Raw genomic sequence first — 19,951 nt, forward strand, 5'->3', positions numbered from 1 at the left:
TCCTAACTTCACTGATCGACAGCTTCTTCTTGTCTCATAAGGGGATTCCAATGCCAGTTGTCTACACAGCGGTTGTCGTGTCCAGTGGGGACGGTCGGCAGGGCGTGGTCGCCTCCGACGACGGTGCGTTCGAGCTGCAACTGGCCGCGCCGAAGGAGGTCGGTGGCAGCGGCGCGGGTTCCAACCCCGAGCAGCTCTTCGCCGCCGGGTACTCGGCGTGCTTCCACTCCGCGCTGCGCCTGGTGGCCAAGTCGGCGGGCACGACCCTGACCGACGACACGGTGACCGCCTCGGTCGACCTGGTCCGTGACGACGACAGCGGGTACCACGTGGCCGTGCGGCTCGTGGTGACACTGCCGGGCGTGGAGCAGCGGGTCGCCGAGGAGCTGGCCGAGCAGGCGCACCAGCGCTGCCCGTACTCGAAGGCGACCCGCGGCAACATCGACGTCACGGTCCTCACCAAGGTGTGACGGAGGGAGGGTGCCGGCCCGGAGGCACCCTCCCCCCGCCGTCATCCCGCGGTGGCGGAGGCAGCGGCCTCCGCCGCCGCGGGCAGCGCGGCGATCACGCGGTCGAGCGCCCGATCGTCGTGCGCCGCCGACAGGAACCACGACTCCAGCGCCGACGGGGGCAGGTAGACCCCCTGGTCGAGCATCGCGTGGAAGAAGGCGTTGTAGCGGAACGTCTCCGACGCCTTGGCCGACGCGAAGTCGGTGACCGGCGCAGCGGCGAAGAACACCGAGAACATGTTCCCGCTGCGCTGGACCTGGTGCGCCACCCCGACCCGGTCGAGCGCCTCGGCGATGGCGCCGGTGAGCACCGTGGCCGCCCGCTCCAGGTGCTCGTACACCTCCTCGGTGCACAGGCGCAGCGTCGCCAGACCGGCCGCGGTGGCGACCGGGTTCCCCGACAGCGTGCCCGCCTGGTACACCGGCCCTTCCGGGGCGAGGTGCGCCATCACGTCGGCGCGCCCGCCGAAGGCGGCGGCGGGGAAGCCGCCACCCATGACCTTGCCGAAGGTGAACAGGTCGGCCGCGACGCCTTCCCGGCCGAACCACCCGGCGCGGCTGAGCCGGAACCCGGTCATCACCTCGTCGGAGATCAGCAGCGCGCCGTGCTCCCGGCACAGTTCCTCGAGCCCGGCGGTGAAGCCCGGCGCGGGCGGCACCACGCCCATGTTGCCCGGTGACGCCTCGGTGATCACGCAGGCGATCCGGTCGGACTCGGCTTCGAACGCCCGGCGCACCGCCTCGAGGTCGTTGTAGGGCAGCACGATCGTGTCGCCCGCCTGCGCCCCGGTGACACCCGGCGTGTCGGGCAGGGCGAAGGTCGCCACGCCCGACCCGGCCGAGGCGAGCAGGGCGTCGACGTGGCCGTGGTAGCAGCCCGCGAACTTCACCACCTTGGTGCGGCCGGTGAAGCCGCGCGCCAGGCGGATGGCCGACATGGTGGCCTCGGTGCCCGAGCTGACCAGCCGGACCTGCTCCACGGGCGCGACCCGTTCGACGATCTCCTCGGCGAGCAGCACCTCGTTGAGCGTCGGCGTGCCGAACGAGGTGCCCTGCCCGACCGCGGCGACCACCGCGTCCCGCACGGCGGGGTGGGCGTGCCCCAGGATCATCGGACCCCACGAGCAGATCAGGTCCACGTACTCGCGGCCGTCCACGTCGTGGAGGTACGGGCCCTGCCCGCGGTCCATGAACCGGGGGGTGCCGCCGACCGCGCGGAAGGCGCGGACCGGCGAGTTCACCCCTCCGGGCACGGTGCGCCGGGCGCGGGCGAACAGGGCCTCGGACTCCGGTGCGGGTGCGCCCGGGGCCTGGGGGGCGACGTGCGTCGCGGACATCTCAGGACTCCTTGGTGGTCACGTAGGCGGCGTCGAGCACCACGGCCCGGTCCGGCAGCAGGCGCACCGGGTTCAGGTCCAGCTCGAAGCCGGCGCCCCAGTCGGCGGTCAGCGCCGAGACCCTGCGGAGCACGTCGGCCGCCGCCGCCACGTCGACCGGTCGCTGCCCTCGGGCGCCGGTGAGCAGAGCCGAGCCGCGCAGCTCGCCGAGCATGGCCTCCGCGTCGCCCTCGCCCAGCGGCAGCAGCCGGGACGTCACGTCGTCGAGCACCTCGGTGAAGATCCCGCCCAGGCCGACCGTGAGCACGGGGCCGAAGTCGGCCGACCGCACGCCGACCAGCAGCTCCACGCCGTCGTCGACCAGCTCCTCGACCAGGACTCGGCCGCCGAACGCGGCGACCTCCTCGAACGCCGCGGCCGCGTCCGCCACGCCGACGTCGACCTTGACCGCGCCGACGTCGGTCTTGTGCACCAGGCCGGGCACGACGGCCTTGAACACCGCACGCCCGCCCAGTTCGGCGACCAGGCTCGCGGCGTCCTCCGCGGAGGCGACGACGCGGCCGGCGGGCACCTGAAGGCCCACCTCGGTCAGCAGTGCCTTCAGCTCCGGCTCGGTGACCTCCGACCCGGGCGCGGGCACGGCGTCGGTCGCCGCGGGCAGCGCGGCCGGACGCGGCCGGGAGACCTGCCAGAGGGCGGCGGCCGCCCGGACGGCACGCGCGGGTGTCGGGTAGTCGGGCAGGCCGATCCGGCGCAGGGTCGCCCTGGCCTCGGGCGCCAGGAAGTCCGCGCCGGTGCGGGAGACGAGCACCGGCTTGCCGGACGCCTCCGCGGTGCGCGCGAGGCTGTGCACGGCCTTGTCGACGTCGCCGTCGGTCATCACGCAGAAGCAGCCGATGATCATGTCCACGGTGTCGTCGGCCGCGATGGCGGCCAGGGACCGCTCGAACAGGCTGGAGTCGCTGAGCACCGCGGCGGTGACGTCGACCGGGTTGTCCACCGAGCCGAAGCTCGGCACGATCCCGGCCAGCACCTCGCGGGTCTCCGGCCGCAGCTCGCTGAGCCGCAGACCCCGCGCCACGACGTCGTCGGCGGCGAGGATGCCGGACCCGCCGGACGTGGTCACGATCGCCACCCGCGGGCCCTTCGGCCGCAACGGCGTGGCGAACGCGTCACCGGCGTCCAGCAGCTCGTCGATGCCGTCGGCCCGCACGATGCCCAGCTGGCGCAGGGCGGCGTCCAGCACGCGGTCGTCGGTGGCCAGGGCGCCGGTGTGCGAGGCGGCGGCCCGTCCGCCCTCGGCGCTGCGCCCGGACTTCACCAGGGCCACCGGCTTGCCGGAGGCCGCGAGCGAGCGCAGCAGGTCGATGTCGGGCACGTTCTCCAGGTAGCCGAGCAGGGCGGTGCAGTCGGGCTCCTCGGCGAGCGCGGCCAGCACTTCCAGGGCGCTGACGTCGGCGTCGTTGCCGGTGGTGACGACCCAGCCGGGACGCATGCCGCGTTCGATGCCCAGGCTGGCCGCGCCGAAGCCCAGCGCGCCGCTCTGGCTGACGATGCCCAGCCCGCCGGGCTCCAGCGAGACCACCGACTCGGCGGAGAACAGCGGGCTGAACGTGGCCAGCACCCGGCTGCGGAAGCCGACCGATCCGATGCAGTTGGGCCCGATCAGCCGCAGGCCGCCCGCACGGGCGCGGCTCACCGTCTCGGCTTGGAGCGCGGCGCCCTCGTCGCCGATCTCGGCGAAGCCGGACGAGGCGATGATGGCCAGCTTGATGCCCGCGGCCACGCAGTCGTCGACCGCGGCGGGCACGCGCTCCGCGGAGACCATGATCAGCGCCAGGTCGATCGGCCCCGGCGCGTCCAGCACGGACGGGTAGGCCTGGTAGCCCAGGATCTCACCGCCCTTGGGGTTGATCGGCAGCACCCGGCCCTGGTAGCCGTAGCGCCTCAGGTAGTCCACCGGCTTGCGGCCCAGCGCGCCCGGGCGCTCGGTGGCGCCGATGACCGCGACGGATTCCGCCCGCCACAGCAGCGACAGCGTGCTCATGCGCCAACCCCGTCCAATTCCGGCAGGTCGAACAACTTGCCCAAGACCTCCACGTAACGCGCGCCGTCCGGCGCGCCCGCCAGTTCCCTCGCCCGCACGGTCGGGCCGTGCAGCACCTTCTCCACGATCCGGTTCACCGACCGGGTGATCTCCGAGCACGTCCGCTCGTCCAGCGCGGGCATCTTGCGGAACAGCCTGTCCAGCTCGTCCTCCGCGGCCGAGGAGGCCACCGAGCGCAGCGCCACCAGGGCGGGCGCGACCCGCGCCGAGCGCTGCGCGCCGAGGAACCCGTCGACCTCGGTGGCGACGATCCGGCGGGCGGACGTCACGCTGGCCAGCGCCGAGTCGTCGACGTCCTGCCCGGCCAGCGTCTCCAGGTCGACCAGGCTGATGCCCTCGACGTCGGCCACGTCGGCGGCGATGTTGCGCGGCATGGCGAGGTCGAGCAGGAACAGGGGTGCTCCCGCGCGGCGGCGCACCGCCTCCGCCGCGGCGTCGGCGGTGAGGACCACGCCCGACCCGCCGATGCAGGTCACCACGAGGTCCACGTCGGCGAGCAGGCTCGGCAGGTCCTCCAGCGGGTGGCCTTGACCGCCCGCGGTGGCGGCCAGCCTGGCGGCCTTCTCCGGCGTGCGGTTGGCCACGTCGATGCGCGCCAGGCCGCTGCGCCGCAGGGCGGCCACGACCACGCCGCCCATCGCGCCCGCGCCGATCACCAGGGCCGAGCGGCCCGTCATCGCACCGACCACCTGCTCCAGGGCGGACAGGCCCACGGTGGCCAGCGACCGGCCCGCGCGGTTGATGTCGGTTTCGCTGCGCACCCGCTTGCCGACCCGGATGGCGGCCTGCACCAGCTTGTTGATCAGCGGTCCGGACACGGCGAGGCGCTGCGAGCGCTCCAGCGCGTCCTTGACCTGGCCGAGGATCTGGTCCTCGCCGATGACGATCGAGTCGAGGCCGCTGGCCACCGAGAACAGGTGGCTCACCGCCTCCTCGCCCTGGCGCAGGTAGAAGTAGGAGTCGGCGTCCTCGGCGGAGATGCCCGCCCGGTCGAGCACCGCCTTGCGCACCGCGTCACCGGCGTCCGGCCCACCCTCGGGGGTCTCGAGGTAGAACTCCATCCGGTTGCAGGTGGACAGCGCGTACACCGCGCCGAACCCGTCGGCCGACCGCAGCCCGCCGACGACGTCCTCCAGCCGCCCGTCCTCCAGCACCAGGCGTTCCAGCACGTCCACGGGTGCCGAGGAGTGGCTGACGCCGAGAACGGTCAATTTCAGGTCGTCCACCGTCAGCGCTCCAGCCGTGATGCGAACTCGGCGGCCCAGTAGGTGATGATGATCGACGCGCCGGCGCGCCGGATGGAGCCGATGCTCTCCAGCACGACCTGCTCGCGGTCCAACCAGCCGTTGGCCGCGGCGGCCTCGATCATCGAGTACTCGCCGGAGACCTGGTAGGCGGCCACCGGCACGTCGGTGTGCTGCGCGATCAGGGACACGATGTCGAGGTAGGCGCCCGCGGGCTTGACCATCACGATGTCCGCGCCCTCTTCGAGGTCGAGGTCGACCTCGCGCAGCGACTCCCGGATGTTGCCGGGCACCTGCTGGTAGGAACGCCGGTTGCCGGTCAGCGAGGACTCGACGGCGTCGCGGAACGGGCCGTAGAACGCGGAGGCGTACTTGGCGGAGTAGCCCATGATCGGGATCTGCTGGAAGCCCTCGGCGTCCAGCGCCGCGCGCATCGACCCGATCTGACCGTCCATCATGGCGCTGGGCGCGATCACGTGCGCGCCGGCGCGGGCCTGGGCCACCGCCATCGCGGCGAGCCGCTCCAGGCTGGCGTCGTTGTCGACGTCGCCGTCCGGGCCCAGCACGCCGGTGTGCCCGTGGTCGGTGTACTCGTCGAGGTTGACGTCACCGATGATCACGGTGGCGTCGCCGACCTCCTCGGCGACGTCGCGCAGCGCGACCTGGAGGATGCCGTCGGGGTCGGACGCGCCGGTACCGAGCGGGTCCTTGTGCACCGGGATGCCGAACAGCAGCAGGCCGCCGACGCCCGCGGTGACCGCTTCGACGGCGGCCTTGCGCAGCGAGTCACGCGTGTGTTGGTAGACGCCCGGCATCGAGCTGATCTCCCTGGGCTCGGTCAGGCCCTCGTGCAGGAACAGCGGCTGCACCAGGTTCGACGCGTGCGGCCGGGTCTCCGTGACCAACCGGCGCAGCGCGGGGGTCCGGCGCAACCTGCGCATGCGGACTACGGGGAAGCTGGACATCAGGCAACCTTTCCGATCGTGGACCCGAGGAAGACGTTCTCGATGTGCTCGGTGAGCCGGTCGTCCGGGCGGCGGAACCAGTAGCCGGCCCCGGAACGGGAGGTGATGCCCAGGCGCTGGGCATCCACCGTCAACTCGGTCATGCGGACGAGCAGCCCGGCGGGGTCGATCAGCGGCAGCCCGTGCAGCTCCTTGACGCCCAGGTGCCAGAAGATCTCGGTCGGGATGCCCTCGGCCGGGATGAGCAGTTGCGCGCCCGCCTCGGCGGCGCGCTGGGCGGCGGCGCCGTAGGCGTCGAGGAACAGGTCGAAGTCGCCGTTGACGGCCAGGCGCACGGCCTCGTGGCCGTCGGCGGCCATCTCGTACGACGACAGCCGGTTGCCGATCCCGTAGCGCTCGATGTTCTCCGAGATGATCTCGCGCAGGGCGGGCATGAAGCCGAGCACGCCGAAGCGGTAACCCATCAGCGCGCTGTAGAAGAACGCGGTCTCGCCGTAGCCGAGGGTCGGGATGGACGTCATGGCGCGGGCGTCGTGCAGGCCGGGGTCCTGGCCGGCGGCGATGACCCACGCGTCGTAGCCCTCGCGCTCGGCGACGACGGCGGACTGGGCGAAGTAGGCGTTGAAGTGGATCTGGAGCGCGCCGAACTTGACGAGGTCGAACGGAGTGGCGTCGCCGTAGGTGTCCTCGGGCAGCGTCTTGATGTCGATGGTGGTGCCGGGCGACGCGACCTCGGCGAGGTGTTTGCGGTACCAGTCGTCGAGCAGCGGGAGTCGTCCCTCGACGGTGTGCTTGTGGAACCAGATCCTCATGGCTGTGCGCCCTTTCGGGGAGTCAAGCGGACTGGACGGAACGAGCGGGTGGCACGTGACGTGGTGCGGAGTCGAGCATCGACGCCCGGCTGAGCCAGGCGGTGGCGGCGACGGGGTCCTCGGCGGTCTCCGCGATCTCGCGCACCGCGTCCTCGACGCGAGCGCCGCCGCGTCCGTCCACACCGGACACCCGCGCCTCGCTGCGCGGGATCACCTGGTCGGTCACCGCGGTGCGGCGCCGTCGGGCGGCGGTGTCGAGCGCGTCGTCGGAAGCACCGCGCGACACCGCGGCCAACGCGCCGGCGAGGTCGACGGCGTCGTGGATGCCGCAGTTCATGTTCATGCCGCCGGCGGTGGAGGTCAGGTGGGCGGCGTCGCCGGCGAACAGCACGCGGCCCACGCGGTAGTCGTCCAGGACGCGGCGGGAAGTGCGGTAGGTGTGCGCGTCCCGGATCGCGATCCGCGCGGCGGCGGTGGGCAGCGCGCGGTGCAGCAGGTCGACCACCCGGTCCCGCGGCACGGTGTCGTCATGGGCCTCGCGCGGCACGCGCAGGATCACCCGCCAGAGGCCGGGCATGCCGAGCACGCTGCACGACTGCTCGGGGTGGCGGAAGTAGGTCATGGGCGACAGGCCGGGCACCAGCTCGTCCAGCGGTGTGTCGGTGATGACGCGCAGCGCGCAGGTCGGGTACTCCGCGCCGGCGAACCGCAGACCGAGGGAGGCGCGGACGGCACTGTGCGCGCCGTCCGCGGCCAGGACGTGCTCGGCGCGCAGCGTGCCGCCGGTGCGGAGCACGACCTCGACACCGTCCGGCTGCTGGACCACGCCGGACACCGGGGTGTCGAACCGGACGTCGACGTGGGGGAAGCGGGTGAGTTCTTCCAACAGCAGCGGGGTGAGCGCGCTCTGCTCCGCGTGCAGCCGGAAGGGATGACGGGTCAGGCCTTCGAGGAGCGAGTAGGGCATCTCGGCGATCAGCGCCCCGGAGCGGTCGCGCCACTGGAGGCTGTGCACCGCGCGGCCCAGGGCGGTGAACGGCTGGGCGACGCCGAGATCGGCCAGCAGGTCGAGCGTCGCCGGGTGGAACGTCGACGCGCGGGAGGCCGTGCTCAGGCCCGAACCGGCCTCCAGCACGGTGACCGGGACGCCGTCGCGGGCGAGCACCAGCGCGGCGGTCAGGCCGACGGGTCCGGTGCCGACGACGAGGACGCTCACGCCGGCGCACCCGTGGCCGCGGTCGCGCCCGCGGGCAGCGGCCAGTCGGCGGGCACGTGCGCACCGGGCACGAGTTCGCGCAGCGCCCACCAGGCCGTGCACAGGTTGGAGGTGAGCACCACGCGGTCACGGCCCGCGCCCAGCCGCTCCAACGCCTCCAGGGTGAACATGCCGGTGCCGGTGACCAGCAGCACCTCGTCGGCGGGCCGGTCGGCGGCCAGCACCTGCTCGACCAGCTCGTCGGGCGTCACGTCGTAGGGCGAGAACCCGGCGGAGGAGCGCACCCGCACCACGTCGCGGACCTTGATGCCGGCCGCTTCCCAGTAGGCGCGCGACAGATCGGTCAGCCACGGCTGGTACGGGGACACCAGCGTCGTCTCGTGCACGCCCAGCGCGGCGAGCGCCGCCAGCACGGTCCTGGTGACGGTGGTGACCTGGACCCCGTGCCGCTCGCTGAGCCGCTCGCAGAACCGGCGTTCCTCGTCCGGTCCCTGGAGGTAGTGCGAGCCGCTGCACTCGGCCACCACGGCACCCGGGCCCAACTTGCCGAACGATTCGACGGCCGCCGGCAGCGCGTCGTTGTACAACGAGATCCGTTCACGCTGTTCCCGATCGGGAAAAACCGGAAAGCGAGCCGCGTGGACGCTGACGAATCCGGCCAGCAGAGCGGCGATCTCCGGTTCGACGGCCGCATTCCCGGAAGGAACGACAACACCTAATCTGGGACTGTTCATCTTGGACATCACGACAAACCCCTCACATCCCGCTTTCGCTGACAGCGAGATTAGGCAGGCTCACCGGGTCGGCTCACTACGGTAAACCACAGAACGAACACGTAAATATTTCCTTCGGAGATCCGAAACAGCGGGCAAGAAAAAAAGGCACGGCACGGGATCTCCCGAAACGGGCGTTTCGGGAGATCCCGTGCCGTGCTGGGCCGTGCCGAAGGGTTGGGGGAGTTAACCCTTCGCCGCGGCGACCGGGGCCGTGGCGCCTCCCGCGACCTGCTTCGGCTTGCGCCGGACGAGGGTGATGCCGAGGATCGAGGCGACCGCGCCGACGTAGACGGGCCAGTCGATCACCTCGTCCAGCACCAGGGCGCCGAGCAGCACGGACACGACGGGGAACAGGTACGTGACCGTGGAGGCGATGGTCGGGCCGTCCTTGGCGATGATCTGGAAGTTCAGCACGTAGGCCAGGCCGGTGCAGACCGCGCCGAGCACGAGCAGCGACAGCGCCGAGTCGAGCCGGAAGGTCACCGGCTGCAGCCCGGCGAACGGCAGTGCGAGCAGCAACAACACCGAAGCGGCGGTCAACTGCGCGGCGGCCAGCACCAGGGGCGGGATGCCGCGGCCGGTGAGGAACTTGCCCATGTAGGCGAAGCTCGCGCCGAGGCTGACCGTGCCGACCACGAAGGCGACGACGCTGCCGGTGCTGCCGACGGCGCCCGCGTTCCAGGGCGCGGCGATGAGCAGGGTGCCGAGCAGGCCGAGCAGCAGGCCCGAGACCTTGGCCGTGCCCAGCTTCCGGTCCTGGCCGAGGATGAAGGCGGCGACGATCGTCCACAGCGGGGTGGTCGAGTTGATGACGCCGGCGGTGCTCGACGAGCCGTCCTGCTCACCCCAGGCGAACAGCGTCCACGGAACGGCGTTGCCGAGCAGCGCCGCGACCGTCAGGTGTCCCCAGACCTTCGCCCCGCTCGGAAACCGCAAACCCTGGCTGAAGACGAACGGCAACAGCACCAAGGCGCCCAGGACCAATCGCGAGAACACCATCTGCAGCGGCGAAACGGCATATCCGGCGATCTTGATGAACATGAAGACCGAGCCCCAGATGAAACCGAGCGCGACGAGCCTCGCCAAGCCGCTCTTAGAAAGCTCCCAAGACATGCGTCATCCCTCTGCCGTTGCTGTCCGCGAACTGGCCGGCGGATTCTCGAAAAATCGCCACCAAGGCAAGGCGGCGTCCGCCCGTAGGCGCGGAACCCGGTCGTGATCTCAGCATTCCAGTGGAGCCGCGGTAGTTCCAGCAACAGTTTGTGGGCTCGACCGTGCAGGGAACCTGAACGATCAGCCCGGCGAGGCGGCCTTGGCCTCGGCGACCTCGACCAGGGCCGTCAGCACGGCCTCCAGGTGCGGGGCGCACTCGGCGCCCCGCCGCACGGCGGCGAACAGGTGCCGGGTCGGCTTGTTCGCCTCCAGCACGCGGATGACCACGTCGTCGTGGCCGCTGGTGTCGATCAACCGGGGCACCAGCGCGACACCGAGACCCAGGCCGACGGCGGAGAGCGTCGCCTCCCAGTCCCCGATCTGGTGCGCTATCTCGGGCGTGAAGCCCGCCGAGATGCAAGCGGCCAGCGAGATGTCCCGGCACGTGTCGCTGTTGGAGAAGATCCACTGCTCGCCGGCGAGGTCGCCCAACCGCACCTCGGGCGCGTGCGCGAGGGGGTGGTGCAGCGACAGGGCGACGTCGAACCGCTCGGCGAGCAGCGGCACGCGGTGGAACCTCCGGTCGTTGACCGCCGGGCTGTCCTTGGAGGCCAGGGCCAGCACCAGGTCGATGTCACCGCGCACCAGCTGGTCGAACGACTCCGGCGGGTCGGACTCGACCAGCCGCACCCGCAGGTCGGGGTGAGAGGTGTGCAGCAACCGCAGCGCGGGCAGGGCAAGACCGGAGAGGGTGGCCGCGAACCCGGCCACCCGCACGTCCGCCACGTGGCCCACGGCGTGCGCGGCGAGGTCGGCGTGGACCCGCTCGATCCGCGTGAAGATGTCGTCGGCGTGGCGCAGGAGGACCCTGGCCGCGTCGGTGAGCCGGACCCGGCGGCCGACCGGCTCGACGAGCTGGACGCCGGCCTCCCTGCTCAGCGCCACCAGTTGCTGCGAGACCGCGGACGGGGTGAGGTGCAGCGCCTGCGCCACCGCGGCCACGGTGCCGCGCTCCTCCAGTTCGCGCAACACCCGGAACTTGCGGACGTCCAGCTCTGCCATCTGCCAACCTGCCTCGTGGGAAACCAGCTCAACGGAGTTGTCCGGTCGAGAGGTCGACGACGTCGGCGGCCACCCGTTCCAGCATGCCCCAATAACGCTCTGCCGGGTGGCGCGTGGTCTCGCCGGGGAACGTGGTGTCGAGGACCACGTGAGTGGCGCCCAAGTCCTGGAGTTCGGCCAGGTCGTCGCGGACCTGGCCGATCGTGCCCTCGCCGACCAGGCGCCGGTCGTCGGGCAGCGGGCGTTCGGTGAGGCGGAGCTTCATCCGAGGCGCCAGGGCGGGCACGGGCAGGCTCTCGCGCTCGGCGGCGCGGCGCAGCTCCGGCAGGCCGACGCGGCGCAGGTAGCCGACCGGGAACGAGGTCGGGTGCCAGGCCTGACCGTGGCGGACCGCGCGACGCAGCGCGCTCGCGCTGTGCCCTCCTACCCAGATCGGCGGGTGCGGGCGCTGGACGGGCGCGGGCCCCGTGGCCACCGGTCCGAACGACACGTGCCGTCCGCGGAACTCGGCCCACTCCCGGGTCCAGAGCGCCTTCATCGCCATCAGGGACTCGTCGGAGACCCGGCCGCGCTGCTCGTAGCTCGCGCCGACGGCGGCGAACTCGCCGGGCGCCCACCCCGCGGCCACGCCCAGCACCAACCTGCCACCGCTGAACCGGTCGATGTTCGCGGCCATGCGCGCCATCACGAGCGGGTGCCGGTACGGCAGCACGACGACGGTCGTGCCCAGACCGATGCGGGTGGTCTGCCCGGCCAGCCACGCGAGCGTCGCGAACGGGTCGTAGAACGGGGCGGGGAACAGCCTCTCGACTTCGGGTGTCAGCGCGACGTGGTCGGACACCATTGCCAAGTGGTAGCCGATGTCCTCCAGGTGTCGCACCCAGCCCACTATCGCGTCAGGAGTGGCCCGGTCGCCGTACGTGGGAATGTTCACGCCGAATTCCATTGTTCCTCGCCGTCAGGCAACCAGTGCGCCGGCGAGTTGCGCGCGACGCGCGATGCCGAGCTTGCGGTAGATATTCGTGATGTGCAGTTCCACGGCGCGGACCGAAACGCCGAACGCGGCGGCAATCTCGCGATTGGTTTGCCCGCGAACGATCAGCTCGGCTATGCGGGACTCGTGTGCGGTAAGCCGTCGAGTCGCTTTGGACGGGGCGGTGCGGACCGCGCGCGAGCTCTCCTCGAGTCGCCGCACGACGGTGGCGGGGGAGTCGTTGACCGTGGTCAGACCCAGTTGGTCGGGCCTGGCGCCGGTGCCGAACCCGCCCAGCACCGGCGTCCATTCGAGTATTCGAACGCTTTTTACGAGGCTGCTCCGAACGTACGGATCAGCTTGCACTGCCCGGCGCACCTCGCGCTCATCCGACGCTTCGCAGAGCAGCAGTCCGCCTCGATCATTCGTGTACCATCCGCCGCCCGACAGCACTCCCAGCGCCGCTTGTCGCTCCCAGTAGAGGCGATGTGCCGGCCGCGTATGGGCTAATCGCGGGTCGCCGGTCTCAAACATCATCTCCACGACAAATCTCGCCATGACTTCCCCCAAGGTCCCGCAGCCTCGGCAATGAACACACCGATGCCGCTTTGTCATCCGTGTTTACCTGAGCACGTGGACGAATGCAAGCCGCGCGACGGCGGCTCGCGCCGGTCCCGGAGAGTGGGACCGATCCGGCCCGAGGCGATCGGCGGTCGCCGATCGGCCGGCATGGCGGGAGGATGTCGCCGCTCCCGGTCCGGCCTGTCGGGGTGTTGTTGCCCGGTCCGTCGCGAACTCGTTCGACACGGGGGCGTTCCGCCACTGATCAACCGGTGTCGCCGACGGTGCGCCACGTGCCGTCCACAGTGGACCGGGGTGGTCGCGCGAGGAAGATAGATTGCCAATCTAGGTCACCGGGAATTACCGAACGACAACCGCGTCACCCGTTCACCGCTTTCGCCCGACACGCACCGCGACGAGTGGGACAACGGATGTAATGTCGATCACGTCGACCGTTGGTCAGCCGTTCGACCAGTTCGTTTTGTCGGAATTGCGCTCTGTCGGCCAAGTGCGCCGGCGACCGCTGTCTACTGTGGACTGAACCGGGCGTCGGCACGTCCGGCCGTGGGAAGGGCGGGGCATGAGCGACCTGACGGGAGCGGTGGCGCTGAGGGCGGCGCGACCGGAGGAAGCTGAGGCGTTGAGCGCGCTGGTGCTGCGTTCCAAGGCGTACTGGGGCTATGACGAGGCGTTCCTGGCCGGCTGCGCGGAGGCGCTTCGACTTCGGCCCGCTGAGGTCGTCGAACGGCGCACGGTGGTCGCCGAACGGGGTGGCGTGGTGCTGGGTGTGGCCACGTTGGACGGGGAACCGCCGGACGGTGAGCTCGGCCTGCTGTTCGTGGAGCCGGACGTGATCGGCAGTGGTGTCGGGCGGATGCTGTACCGGCACGTGATGGCCGAGGCGACGCGGCTGGGGTTCGACCGGGTGGCGATCGAGTCCGACCCCCACGCCGAGCCGTTCCACCTGGCGATGGGAGCGGAGCGGACGAGTTCGGGTCGGGCACTGCCCGTGTTGGTCGCGTGGCCGGTTCGGCCGGAGCCGTCGTGGTCGGTGGCGTGGAGCGAGGGCGGACCCACCGTGCACGTCGGCAACGTCGCCGAGTTCAACGGCCAGTTCACCGGTGAGGCGAGGGGGCCGGACCACTACTCCTGCCTGGCCGCCTTCTGCGGGCCGCAGCCCTCGTTGATCGTTCTTCCGCAGCCGGTCGACGAGTGGTGGGTTCGGGACGTCGGCGCCGTGCTCGGCTGGAGCGAGGTCGAGGTGCACAGCGGGATCGCGGGGGACGGCCACGTGTCCGAGGCGATCCTGGCTCGGCCGGATCTGCTCGAACGGCTCACCTCCCGTGGAGCACCCGTGCTGCCGTGGGGCCGCACGACGGCGTTCGACCCGATCTCCCCGTCGCCCGAAGGGGTGGTGCGGGCGGTCCGGCGGTACGAGTCCAAGAGGCAGGCGAACGCGTTGTTCCGCGCGCTGGCTCCGGAACACCCGGGAATCGTCGTCCCCGAACAACGGTTGGTCGGTTCCCGTCGCGCGCTGGTTCGGGAACTGGCCGCCGGGAAGCGGGTGGTGTTGAAGGAGGAGTACGGCGTCGGCGGTTCCGGCACGGTGGTCGCGTCCCGCGAGGGGCGTCGGGCGTCGGCACGGCGATGGGCGGCACGTGGCCTGCTGGTGGAGGAGTACGTGGAGGGAACGGGCCCGTACCGCGATCCCACCTTCGACGCCGTCATCGACGTCGACGGCGAGGTTCACCCGGTCGGCGTCGGGCTGATGGACGTCGACGGCACCAGTTACCGAGGCGTCACCGTCGGTCCGGGTGTCCTGCCCGATCCGCTCGGCGACACGGCCGTCGGCTTCGGGGTCGCGGTGGGCCGGACGTTGTCCGAGGAGGGCTACCGGGGTTGGTACGACGTCGACTTCGTTACCGACGCGTCGGGCCGCCTCGCTCCGGTCGAGATCAACCTGCGACTCACCGGGCCGGCCGTCGCGTTCCACGTCCAAGCCGCCCTCGACCGCCGGCGGGGAGGACGTCACCTCGTCCGCACCCTCGATCGGCTGCCCCTGGGCGCACGGCTGCCCGCCGGAGCGCTGCGCGACCACGTCGCCCGCACCGCACAACGGTGCCGGGAGCTCGGGGCGACCCTGCTGGTCACCATCCCGACAGCCGCGTTCGACCCGGTTCCCCACCTGGGCGTGGCGATCGCGGCACGGGACGGGCAGGCCCTCGCGGACGCCGAAGCCGCCGTCCGCGACGCGAACGCGGCACTGGGCGGGATGTTCGCCGATCTGGAGGTCAGTCCACGCGACGGTCGCGGACCGCGAACACGACGAGTACGGCCGCGGCGAGCATCAAGGTGATGTTGAACCCGTAGACGAGGGCGGCCTGTCGACCCCAGTCGGTCTTGGCGGTGAGCCGGTAGAAGTTGTCCTGAGGCCACCAGGCGACCAGCAGCCAGACGATCGCCAGGTGGGCCGACGTGGTCAGGCGCCCCGAACCGGTCAACCGTCTGCGGCCCGTGACCAGGAACCCGATCCCCAGGCCGAAGGACAGGCACTCGGCCGCGTAGAGCCCGGTGAACAGCCCCGCCCAGGGCTGGGGCACCGCCGACAGGTCGGTGGAGCCCGGCCAGAGTTCGTCGGTGATCAGGAACGCCACCACGGCAAGGATCCCGCCCAGGTACAGCCCGAACCTGCGTGTCTCGTCGCCGTCCTGCCACGCCCCCTTGCCGCCTGCCGCCCGCCCCGGCAGCACCGGGAGGGGAAGACCTTCGCGGTCCACCTCGCCGGAACTCGTGCGCGGCAGGGAGTTCACCGGGATCACGGCCTGCGGAATGCGGCTGTGCCGCAGACGAGGCGCCGAGAGGAACGCCCGAACCTCCGCCGGCTCGATCCGGCCGGTGGCGACGACGTACGCGACGAGCACGTCCTTCCGCCGCCCGATCGGGATCCTGGTGACCACGCACTCCGCCACCTGCGGATGCGCGAGGAGTTCCACCTCTACATCGTCATACGCCATACCGGTTCTTCCTCCAAACAACACGAAAGGGACGTCAGGACGTTCGAGGAAGCCCGGCGGCGTCGCACCGGCCTCGGTCGTGAGCCGGGGCGACCCGGGTACGTCCGGCCCGCACCGGCTCACCGGGGTGTCAGGCGATGTCGAGGCCCGACGCGGTGGCCGGGCTGACCGCCGTCGCCGCGCTGATCACCAGGTTGTCCAGGGGCAAGGCGTCCGAAGTGCCGGACAGCTCGGCCACGGCCCGGAACGTCACGTTGCCGTGCGTGGCGTCCTCGGGGCGGAACGTGTAGCGGAACGGGAAGTCGACGGTGCGCGTCGCCGGCACGTACTGGGTGTACCCACCGACGTGGTCCCAACCCGAAGGGGTGCTCCGGTACAGCGAGACGGTCACGTCCTCGGCGTACCGCGTGTTCGCGATTCGCACGGTGATGGCCTTGTCGGCGCCCACTTCCGCCGATCTCGGCGTGGTGAACCTGGAGATCGACACGTTGTGCGTGCGGACTCGCAGCACCTTGGACGTGGTGGCCGTGCGGCCGTCCTCGGTGCTGACGGTCAGCCGCACCTCGTAGTCGCCGTCGACCGCGTAGCGGTGCTGCACGGAATAGCTCGCGGCCGTCGTGCCGTCGCCCAGGTCCCAGTGCCAGGCGGTCGTCGTCCCGTCCTGGCCGGGCACGGAGGACTGGTCGTAGAACTCGACCGTGCCGACCACGCTCGGCTGCTCCGGGTAGAAGCCGAAGCCAGGGCGGATCGGCCCGGCGACGTCGACCCGCACGCGCAGGAAGTTCACGCTGTCGTCCGACGTGCCGACGCGCACGTGGTACGTCGTGCCGGCGGTGGCGCGGAACGTCAGCCCGTCCGATGAGTGGGCCGCGCACCGGACCTCGTCAAGACCTCCGGCCGCGTTGCCCGCGTACACCGCGAGGTTCGCGGAGTTCGACAGCTCGCTGACGGTGACCGATGTCGTCCCGGGCACGGTCAGCGCGTACCAGATGGACCGGTCGGGGCGTGCGCACCGGCTGGTCGGCTCGTCGGGTTCGACGGTGGCGGCCGAGATGTCGACGTCCGAGACGTGGGGAAGTGCGGAGATCGGTGCGGCGTCGGCGAGGTCGTCGTTCGCGGGAGCGGTCGGCGTGGTGGCGCGGAGGATCAGCGACGTGCTGCTCGGGGTGCTGAGCGCGGCGACCTTGAAGTGGTAGCGGACCCCGGCGGTCACCTCGACGCTCAGCCGTGACTGGGTGCCGCCGCCGGAGTCGTCGTCGCATCCGATGGGCGCCAACGAGCCTCGCGTGCCGCTGAACGCGGACAGGGTGGTGTCGTAGTTGCTGCCCGCCGTCGACACGACCACCGTGCCGGATGCCGGTGCGGTGTAGGTGAACCAGACCGACTTGGTGGTGGCGCAGTACCCGGGATCGTCGGCGGCCTCGGTCGCCTCGTCGACCGATTGCGTGGCGGTGAAGGGCGTGACGACCTCGATCGCCTGGTCGAAGTCGTCGTTGGCCGGCGGAGAGGCGTGCGCGACGCCGGTCGCGAGCAGGCTGATCAACGCGGCTGCCGACAAGGCCGACCATGGTCTTCGTGCTGTGCGCATGCTGGATGAACCCCTGAGTCTTCGATCCCGGAACCCTTTGTCCGGCCCCCCGATCGGGTGGTCGACCAGTCAACCCGATCGTCGTCACGCTGCTCAGGCGATCGTCACCGGAGCGACACGATCGGCCCTGCAACGCCACTCGAACAGGCGCATCGATCCCGGTCGTGACGAGGTTCCCGGCGGGCTGAGCGGGAAGCGGTGTCATGGTGATGTCGGAGGGGTTTGCTCGAGGAGGGTGTTCAAGCGTTGCAGGACGTCGATCTGCGCGGGGCTGTACAGCTCCACCAGTCCGTGGAGGACGACCTGGTTGCTGAGGGCATCGGTCATCGCCACGTCCTTCAGGCCCGGGTGCTCCTCGAACTGGCGACGTGCCACCGGTGCGTAGGCCTCGGCCAGCCGTTGCCTGGTGGCCTCGTCGGCGTCGGCGGGCAGGGTGTCGAACTCGTCCTGTTCCGGAGGCCGGGGTGTCGAGTGCAGGTCGCGGAGCACGGCCATGGTCGGCTCGTCGAGCGCCTGCGAGTAGACCGTCAGCAGTGAACGCTCGGTGTCCGACAGCTCGGCGGCGTTCCCGGCGAAGCCCGCGGGCAGGTCGACGAGGTCGGGACGCCGCAGGAGCACCGCCAGCTCCTCCCGTATCCGCTGCTGGCGTTCGATGTTCGCCTTCAGTTCGGCGTCCAGCGCTCGCAACGTCTGCTCCGCGTTCTCGTCCGACTCCTCCAGCGCCGGGATGTCGGACAGCGGCACCCCCAGGTCGGCCAGCCTGCGGATGCGCAGCAACCGGACCAGGTGCTTGACGCGGTACCGCTTGTAGCCGTTCGCCGCGCGTTCGGGCTCCTCGAGCAGTCCGATCCGGTGGTAGTGGCGGACGGTCTTCAGCGTCGTGCCCGCCAGTTCGGCCAGTTCCCGCGTGCTCCACGCCATCCGCGCGCGCGTCCTTCCGTCGTCGGCTCCCCGCTCATTCGACACCGTGCCCCTGGGGCACGGTCAAGCGTCGCACAGTGTGCTTGACCGTGCCCCGAGGGCACACGTTCGACTGAGCGCGTCAGTGCAACTCCAGGGACAGCGGGGAGACCGGGGATGAGACGACGAAGGCGTGACGTGGTTCGGGGTGCGACCCTCGCGGTGGTGGTCGGCTTGGCGGGTGCGGTGGTCGCGGTGCCCGCGGTGGCCGACGAACCCCGGCCGGGGTTGGCGTGGGGTGCGTGCCCGGAGGACGTGGTGACCAAGGTGGCTGTCCTGCAGTGCGCCACGGTTCCGGTGCCGCTGGACTACCGCGAACCCGGAGGTGAACAGATCGAGATCATGGTGTCCCGGCTCGCCAGCGTGAAGCCGGACAAGCGGCGGGGTGTGCTGATGCTCAACCCGGGTGGTCCCGGTGGCTCCGGGTTGTCGTTCGCGGACGACCTGGCGTGGTTCGGCCTGCCGGCGAGCGTGCTGGACAGCTACGACATCATCGGCATGGACACCCGCGGGATCGGGCACTCGGCGCCGATCAGTTGCGGCTTCACCGCCGAGCAGGGCTACCCGGGCAACATCCCGCCGTACGCGGTCGACGAGCAGGCGGTCGCCGACCAGGCGGAGATCGCGAAGGGGGTCGCCGAGCAGTGCGCCGCCCACGACGCGGACGGCCGGCTGCGGCACGTGTCGACCGCGAACATGGCGCGTGACCTGGACCGGATCAGGGCCGCGCTCGGCGAGGAGAAGACGAGTTTCCTCGGGTACTCGTACGGCACGGCACTCGGTGCCGCGTACGCGTCGATGTTCCCCGAGCGGTCCGACCGGATCGTGCTCGACAGCAACATCGGCGACACCCACCTCGACCGGGACGGGCTGCGCAGGTACGCGCTGGGCATGGAGGAGACGTTCCCGGACTTCGCGAAGTGGGCCGCGGCACGACACGAGACCTACGGCTTGGGCCGCACGCCGGAACAGGTGCGCGAAACCTACGTCACGCTCGCGGAGCGGCTCGACCGGGCGCCGGAGAACGGCATCGACGGACGCCTGTTCCGGCTGGTCACGTTCGGTGGGCTGTTCGGGAGGACGAAGTACGGTCTGACGGCGCAGCTGTGGCAGTCGGTGCGGGACGGTGACGGGGCGGCGGCCGAGAAGCTCGCCGCGGTCGCGACACCGTCACCGGCCGACAACGCGTGGTCGGTCTTCCTCGCCGTGACGTGCAACGACGTCGACTGGCCCGCGGATGTGCGTACCTACCAGCGAGCCGTGGCAGAGGACCGCGAGCGGTATCCGCTCTACGGCGCGGCGAGCGCGAACATCATCCCGTGCGCGTTCTGGCCCCACGAGCCGGCGGAGCCGCCGGTGGCGGTCGACGACGAGGGCCCGGCGAACGTGCTGGTGCTGCAGAACCGGCGCGACCCGGTGACGCCGCACCGCGGCGGGGCACTGCTCGACGAGAAGTTCGGCGACCGGTCACGGCTGGTGAGCGTCGAGGGCAGTGGCCACGGCGTCTACGTCATCGGCGACAACGCCTGCGCGCTGAACACCACGACCACCTTCCTGGTCGACGGCACGCTGCCCAAGCGCGACATCTCCTGCAGGTGATCGACCGGGGCCGGCGGCGCGAACCGTGCCGCCGGCCCTCTGCTCAGGCGCCGGCGGCGGGCGCCTCATACCAAAG

The 19,951-nt window shown here is 71.3% G+C and carries 17 protein-coding genes; 3 read left to right on the top strand and 14 right to left on the bottom strand.

What is annotated here, in order from left to right:
- Positions 1 to 50: 50 nt before the first annotated feature.
- Positions 51 to 470: an organic hydroperoxide resistance protein gene (locus ADK67_RS10055; RefSeq protein WP_053716127.1), complete on the top strand. Its 420-nt coding sequence runs from the start codon at positions 51 to 53 to the stop codon at positions 468 to 470.
- Positions 471 to 511: 41 nt separating this feature from the next.
- Here the strand turns inward: ADK67_RS10055 and hemL are convergent, their stop codons facing one another.
- The 11 genes from hemL to ADK67_RS48190 form a co-directional block, all read right to left on the bottom strand.
- Entirely contained in the window at positions 512 to 1,846 is a 1,335-nt protein-coding gene (gene hemL / locus ADK67_RS10060) for a glutamate-1-semialdehyde 2,1-aminomutase (RefSeq protein WP_053716128.1), read from the bottom strand.
- A gap of 1 nt (position 1,847) precedes the next feature.
- Positions 1,848 to 3,893 (bottom strand): acetate--CoA ligase family protein, encoded by a 2,046-nt coding sequence (locus ADK67_RS10065; RefSeq protein ID WP_053716129.1) that lies wholly within the window; start codon positions 3,891 to 3,893, stop codon positions 1,848 to 1,850.
- Positions 3,890 to 5,179 (bottom strand): glutamyl-tRNA reductase, encoded by a 1,290-nt coding sequence (hemA, locus tag ADK67_RS10070; protein WP_197289364.1) that lies wholly within the window; start codon positions 5,177 to 5,179, stop codon positions 3,890 to 3,892. Before hemA ends, ADK67_RS10065 begins: the two co-directional genes overlap by 4 nt.
- A gap of 2 nt (positions 5,180 to 5,181) precedes the next feature.
- The gene (gene hemB / locus ADK67_RS10075; RefSeq protein WP_053716130.1) at positions 5,182 to 6,162 is read right to left on the bottom strand and encodes a porphobilinogen synthase; all 981 of its coding nucleotides are present in this window, start codon (positions 6,160 to 6,162) and stop codon (positions 5,182 to 5,184) included.
- Positions 6,162 to 6,974, bottom strand: a complete 813-nt coding sequence (locus ADK67_RS10080) for an aspartate/glutamate racemase family protein (RefSeq protein ID WP_053716131.1) — start codon at positions 6,972 to 6,974, stop codon at positions 6,162 to 6,164. The genes hemB and ADK67_RS10080 overlap by 1 nt, the downstream gene beginning before the upstream one ends.
- Positions 6,975 to 6,996: 22 nt before the next feature.
- The gene (locus tag ADK67_RS50650; RefSeq protein WP_063797552.1) at positions 6,997 to 8,190 is read right to left on the bottom strand and encodes an FAD-dependent oxidoreductase; all 1,194 of its coding nucleotides are present in this window, start codon (positions 8,188 to 8,190) and stop codon (positions 6,997 to 6,999) included.
- The gene (locus tag ADK67_RS50655) at positions 8,187 to 8,933 is read right to left on the bottom strand and encodes a maleate cis-trans isomerase family protein (RefSeq protein WP_053716132.1); all 747 of its coding nucleotides are present in this window, start codon (positions 8,931 to 8,933) and stop codon (positions 8,187 to 8,189) included. The genes ADK67_RS50650 and ADK67_RS50655 overlap by 4 nt, the downstream gene beginning before the upstream one ends.
- Positions 8,934 to 9,149: 216 nt before the next feature.
- Positions 9,150 to 10,079 carry a DMT family transporter gene (locus ADK67_RS10095; RefSeq protein WP_053716133.1) on the bottom strand — a complete coding sequence of 310 codons (930 nt, stop codon included), beginning with the start codon at positions 10,077 to 10,079 and terminating at the stop codon, positions 9,150 to 9,152.
- 180 nt (positions 10,080 to 10,259) lie between these two features.
- A complete protein-coding gene (locus ADK67_RS10100) occupies positions 10,260 to 11,180 on the bottom strand; it encodes a LysR family transcriptional regulator (protein ID WP_053716134.1) in 921 nt (306 codons plus the stop codon).
- A 28-nt stretch (positions 11,181 to 11,208) separates the two neighbouring features.
- Entirely contained in the window at positions 11,209 to 12,114 is a 906-nt protein-coding gene (locus tag ADK67_RS10105) for a TIGR03619 family F420-dependent LLM class oxidoreductase (protein ID WP_197289366.1), read from the bottom strand.
- A gap of 24 nt (positions 12,115 to 12,138) precedes the next feature.
- Positions 12,139 to 12,711, bottom strand: a complete 573-nt coding sequence (locus ADK67_RS48190) for a LuxR C-terminal-related transcriptional regulator (RefSeq protein ID WP_063797553.1) — start codon at positions 12,709 to 12,711, stop codon at positions 12,139 to 12,141.
- 583 nt (positions 12,712 to 13,294) lie between these two features.
- Here ADK67_RS48190 and ADK67_RS50660 point away from each other — a divergent pair.
- A complete protein-coding gene (locus tag ADK67_RS50660) occupies positions 13,295 to 15,070 on the top strand; it encodes a GNAT family N-acetyltransferase (RefSeq protein WP_063797554.1) in 1,776 nt (591 codons plus the stop codon).
- Here ADK67_RS50660 and ADK67_RS10120 read toward each other — a convergent pair.
- From ADK67_RS10120 to ADK67_RS10130, 3 genes are all read right to left on the bottom strand, one after another.
- Positions 15,006 to 15,728: an AMP-binding enzyme gene (locus ADK67_RS10120; protein ID WP_082403353.1), complete on the bottom strand. Its 723-nt coding sequence runs from the start codon at positions 15,726 to 15,728 to the stop codon at positions 15,006 to 15,008. The genes ADK67_RS50660 and ADK67_RS10120 overlap by 65 nt on opposite strands.
- Before the next feature lie 130 nt (positions 15,729 to 15,858).
- A complete protein-coding gene (locus ADK67_RS10125) occupies positions 15,859 to 17,286 on the bottom strand; it encodes a PKD domain-containing protein (protein WP_053716138.1) in 1,428 nt (475 codons plus the stop codon).
- A gap of 231 nt (positions 17,287 to 17,517) precedes the next feature.
- A complete protein-coding gene (locus tag ADK67_RS10130) occupies positions 17,518 to 18,237 on the bottom strand; it encodes a MerR family transcriptional regulator (protein WP_053716139.1) in 720 nt (239 codons plus the stop codon).
- 156 nt (positions 18,238 to 18,393) lie between these two features.
- Between ADK67_RS10130 and ADK67_RS10135 the strand changes: the two genes are divergently transcribed.
- A complete protein-coding gene (locus tag ADK67_RS10135) occupies positions 18,394 to 19,875 on the top strand; it encodes an alpha/beta hydrolase (protein WP_053716140.1) in 1,482 nt (493 codons plus the stop codon).
- The last annotated feature ends 76 nt before the right edge of the window (positions 19,876 to 19,951 follow it).

Origin of the sequence: Saccharothrix sp. NRRL B-16348 (assembly GCF_001280085.1) — a bacterium.
Taxonomy (GTDB): domain Bacteria; phylum Actinomycetota; class Actinomycetes; order Mycobacteriales; family Pseudonocardiaceae; genus Actinosynnema.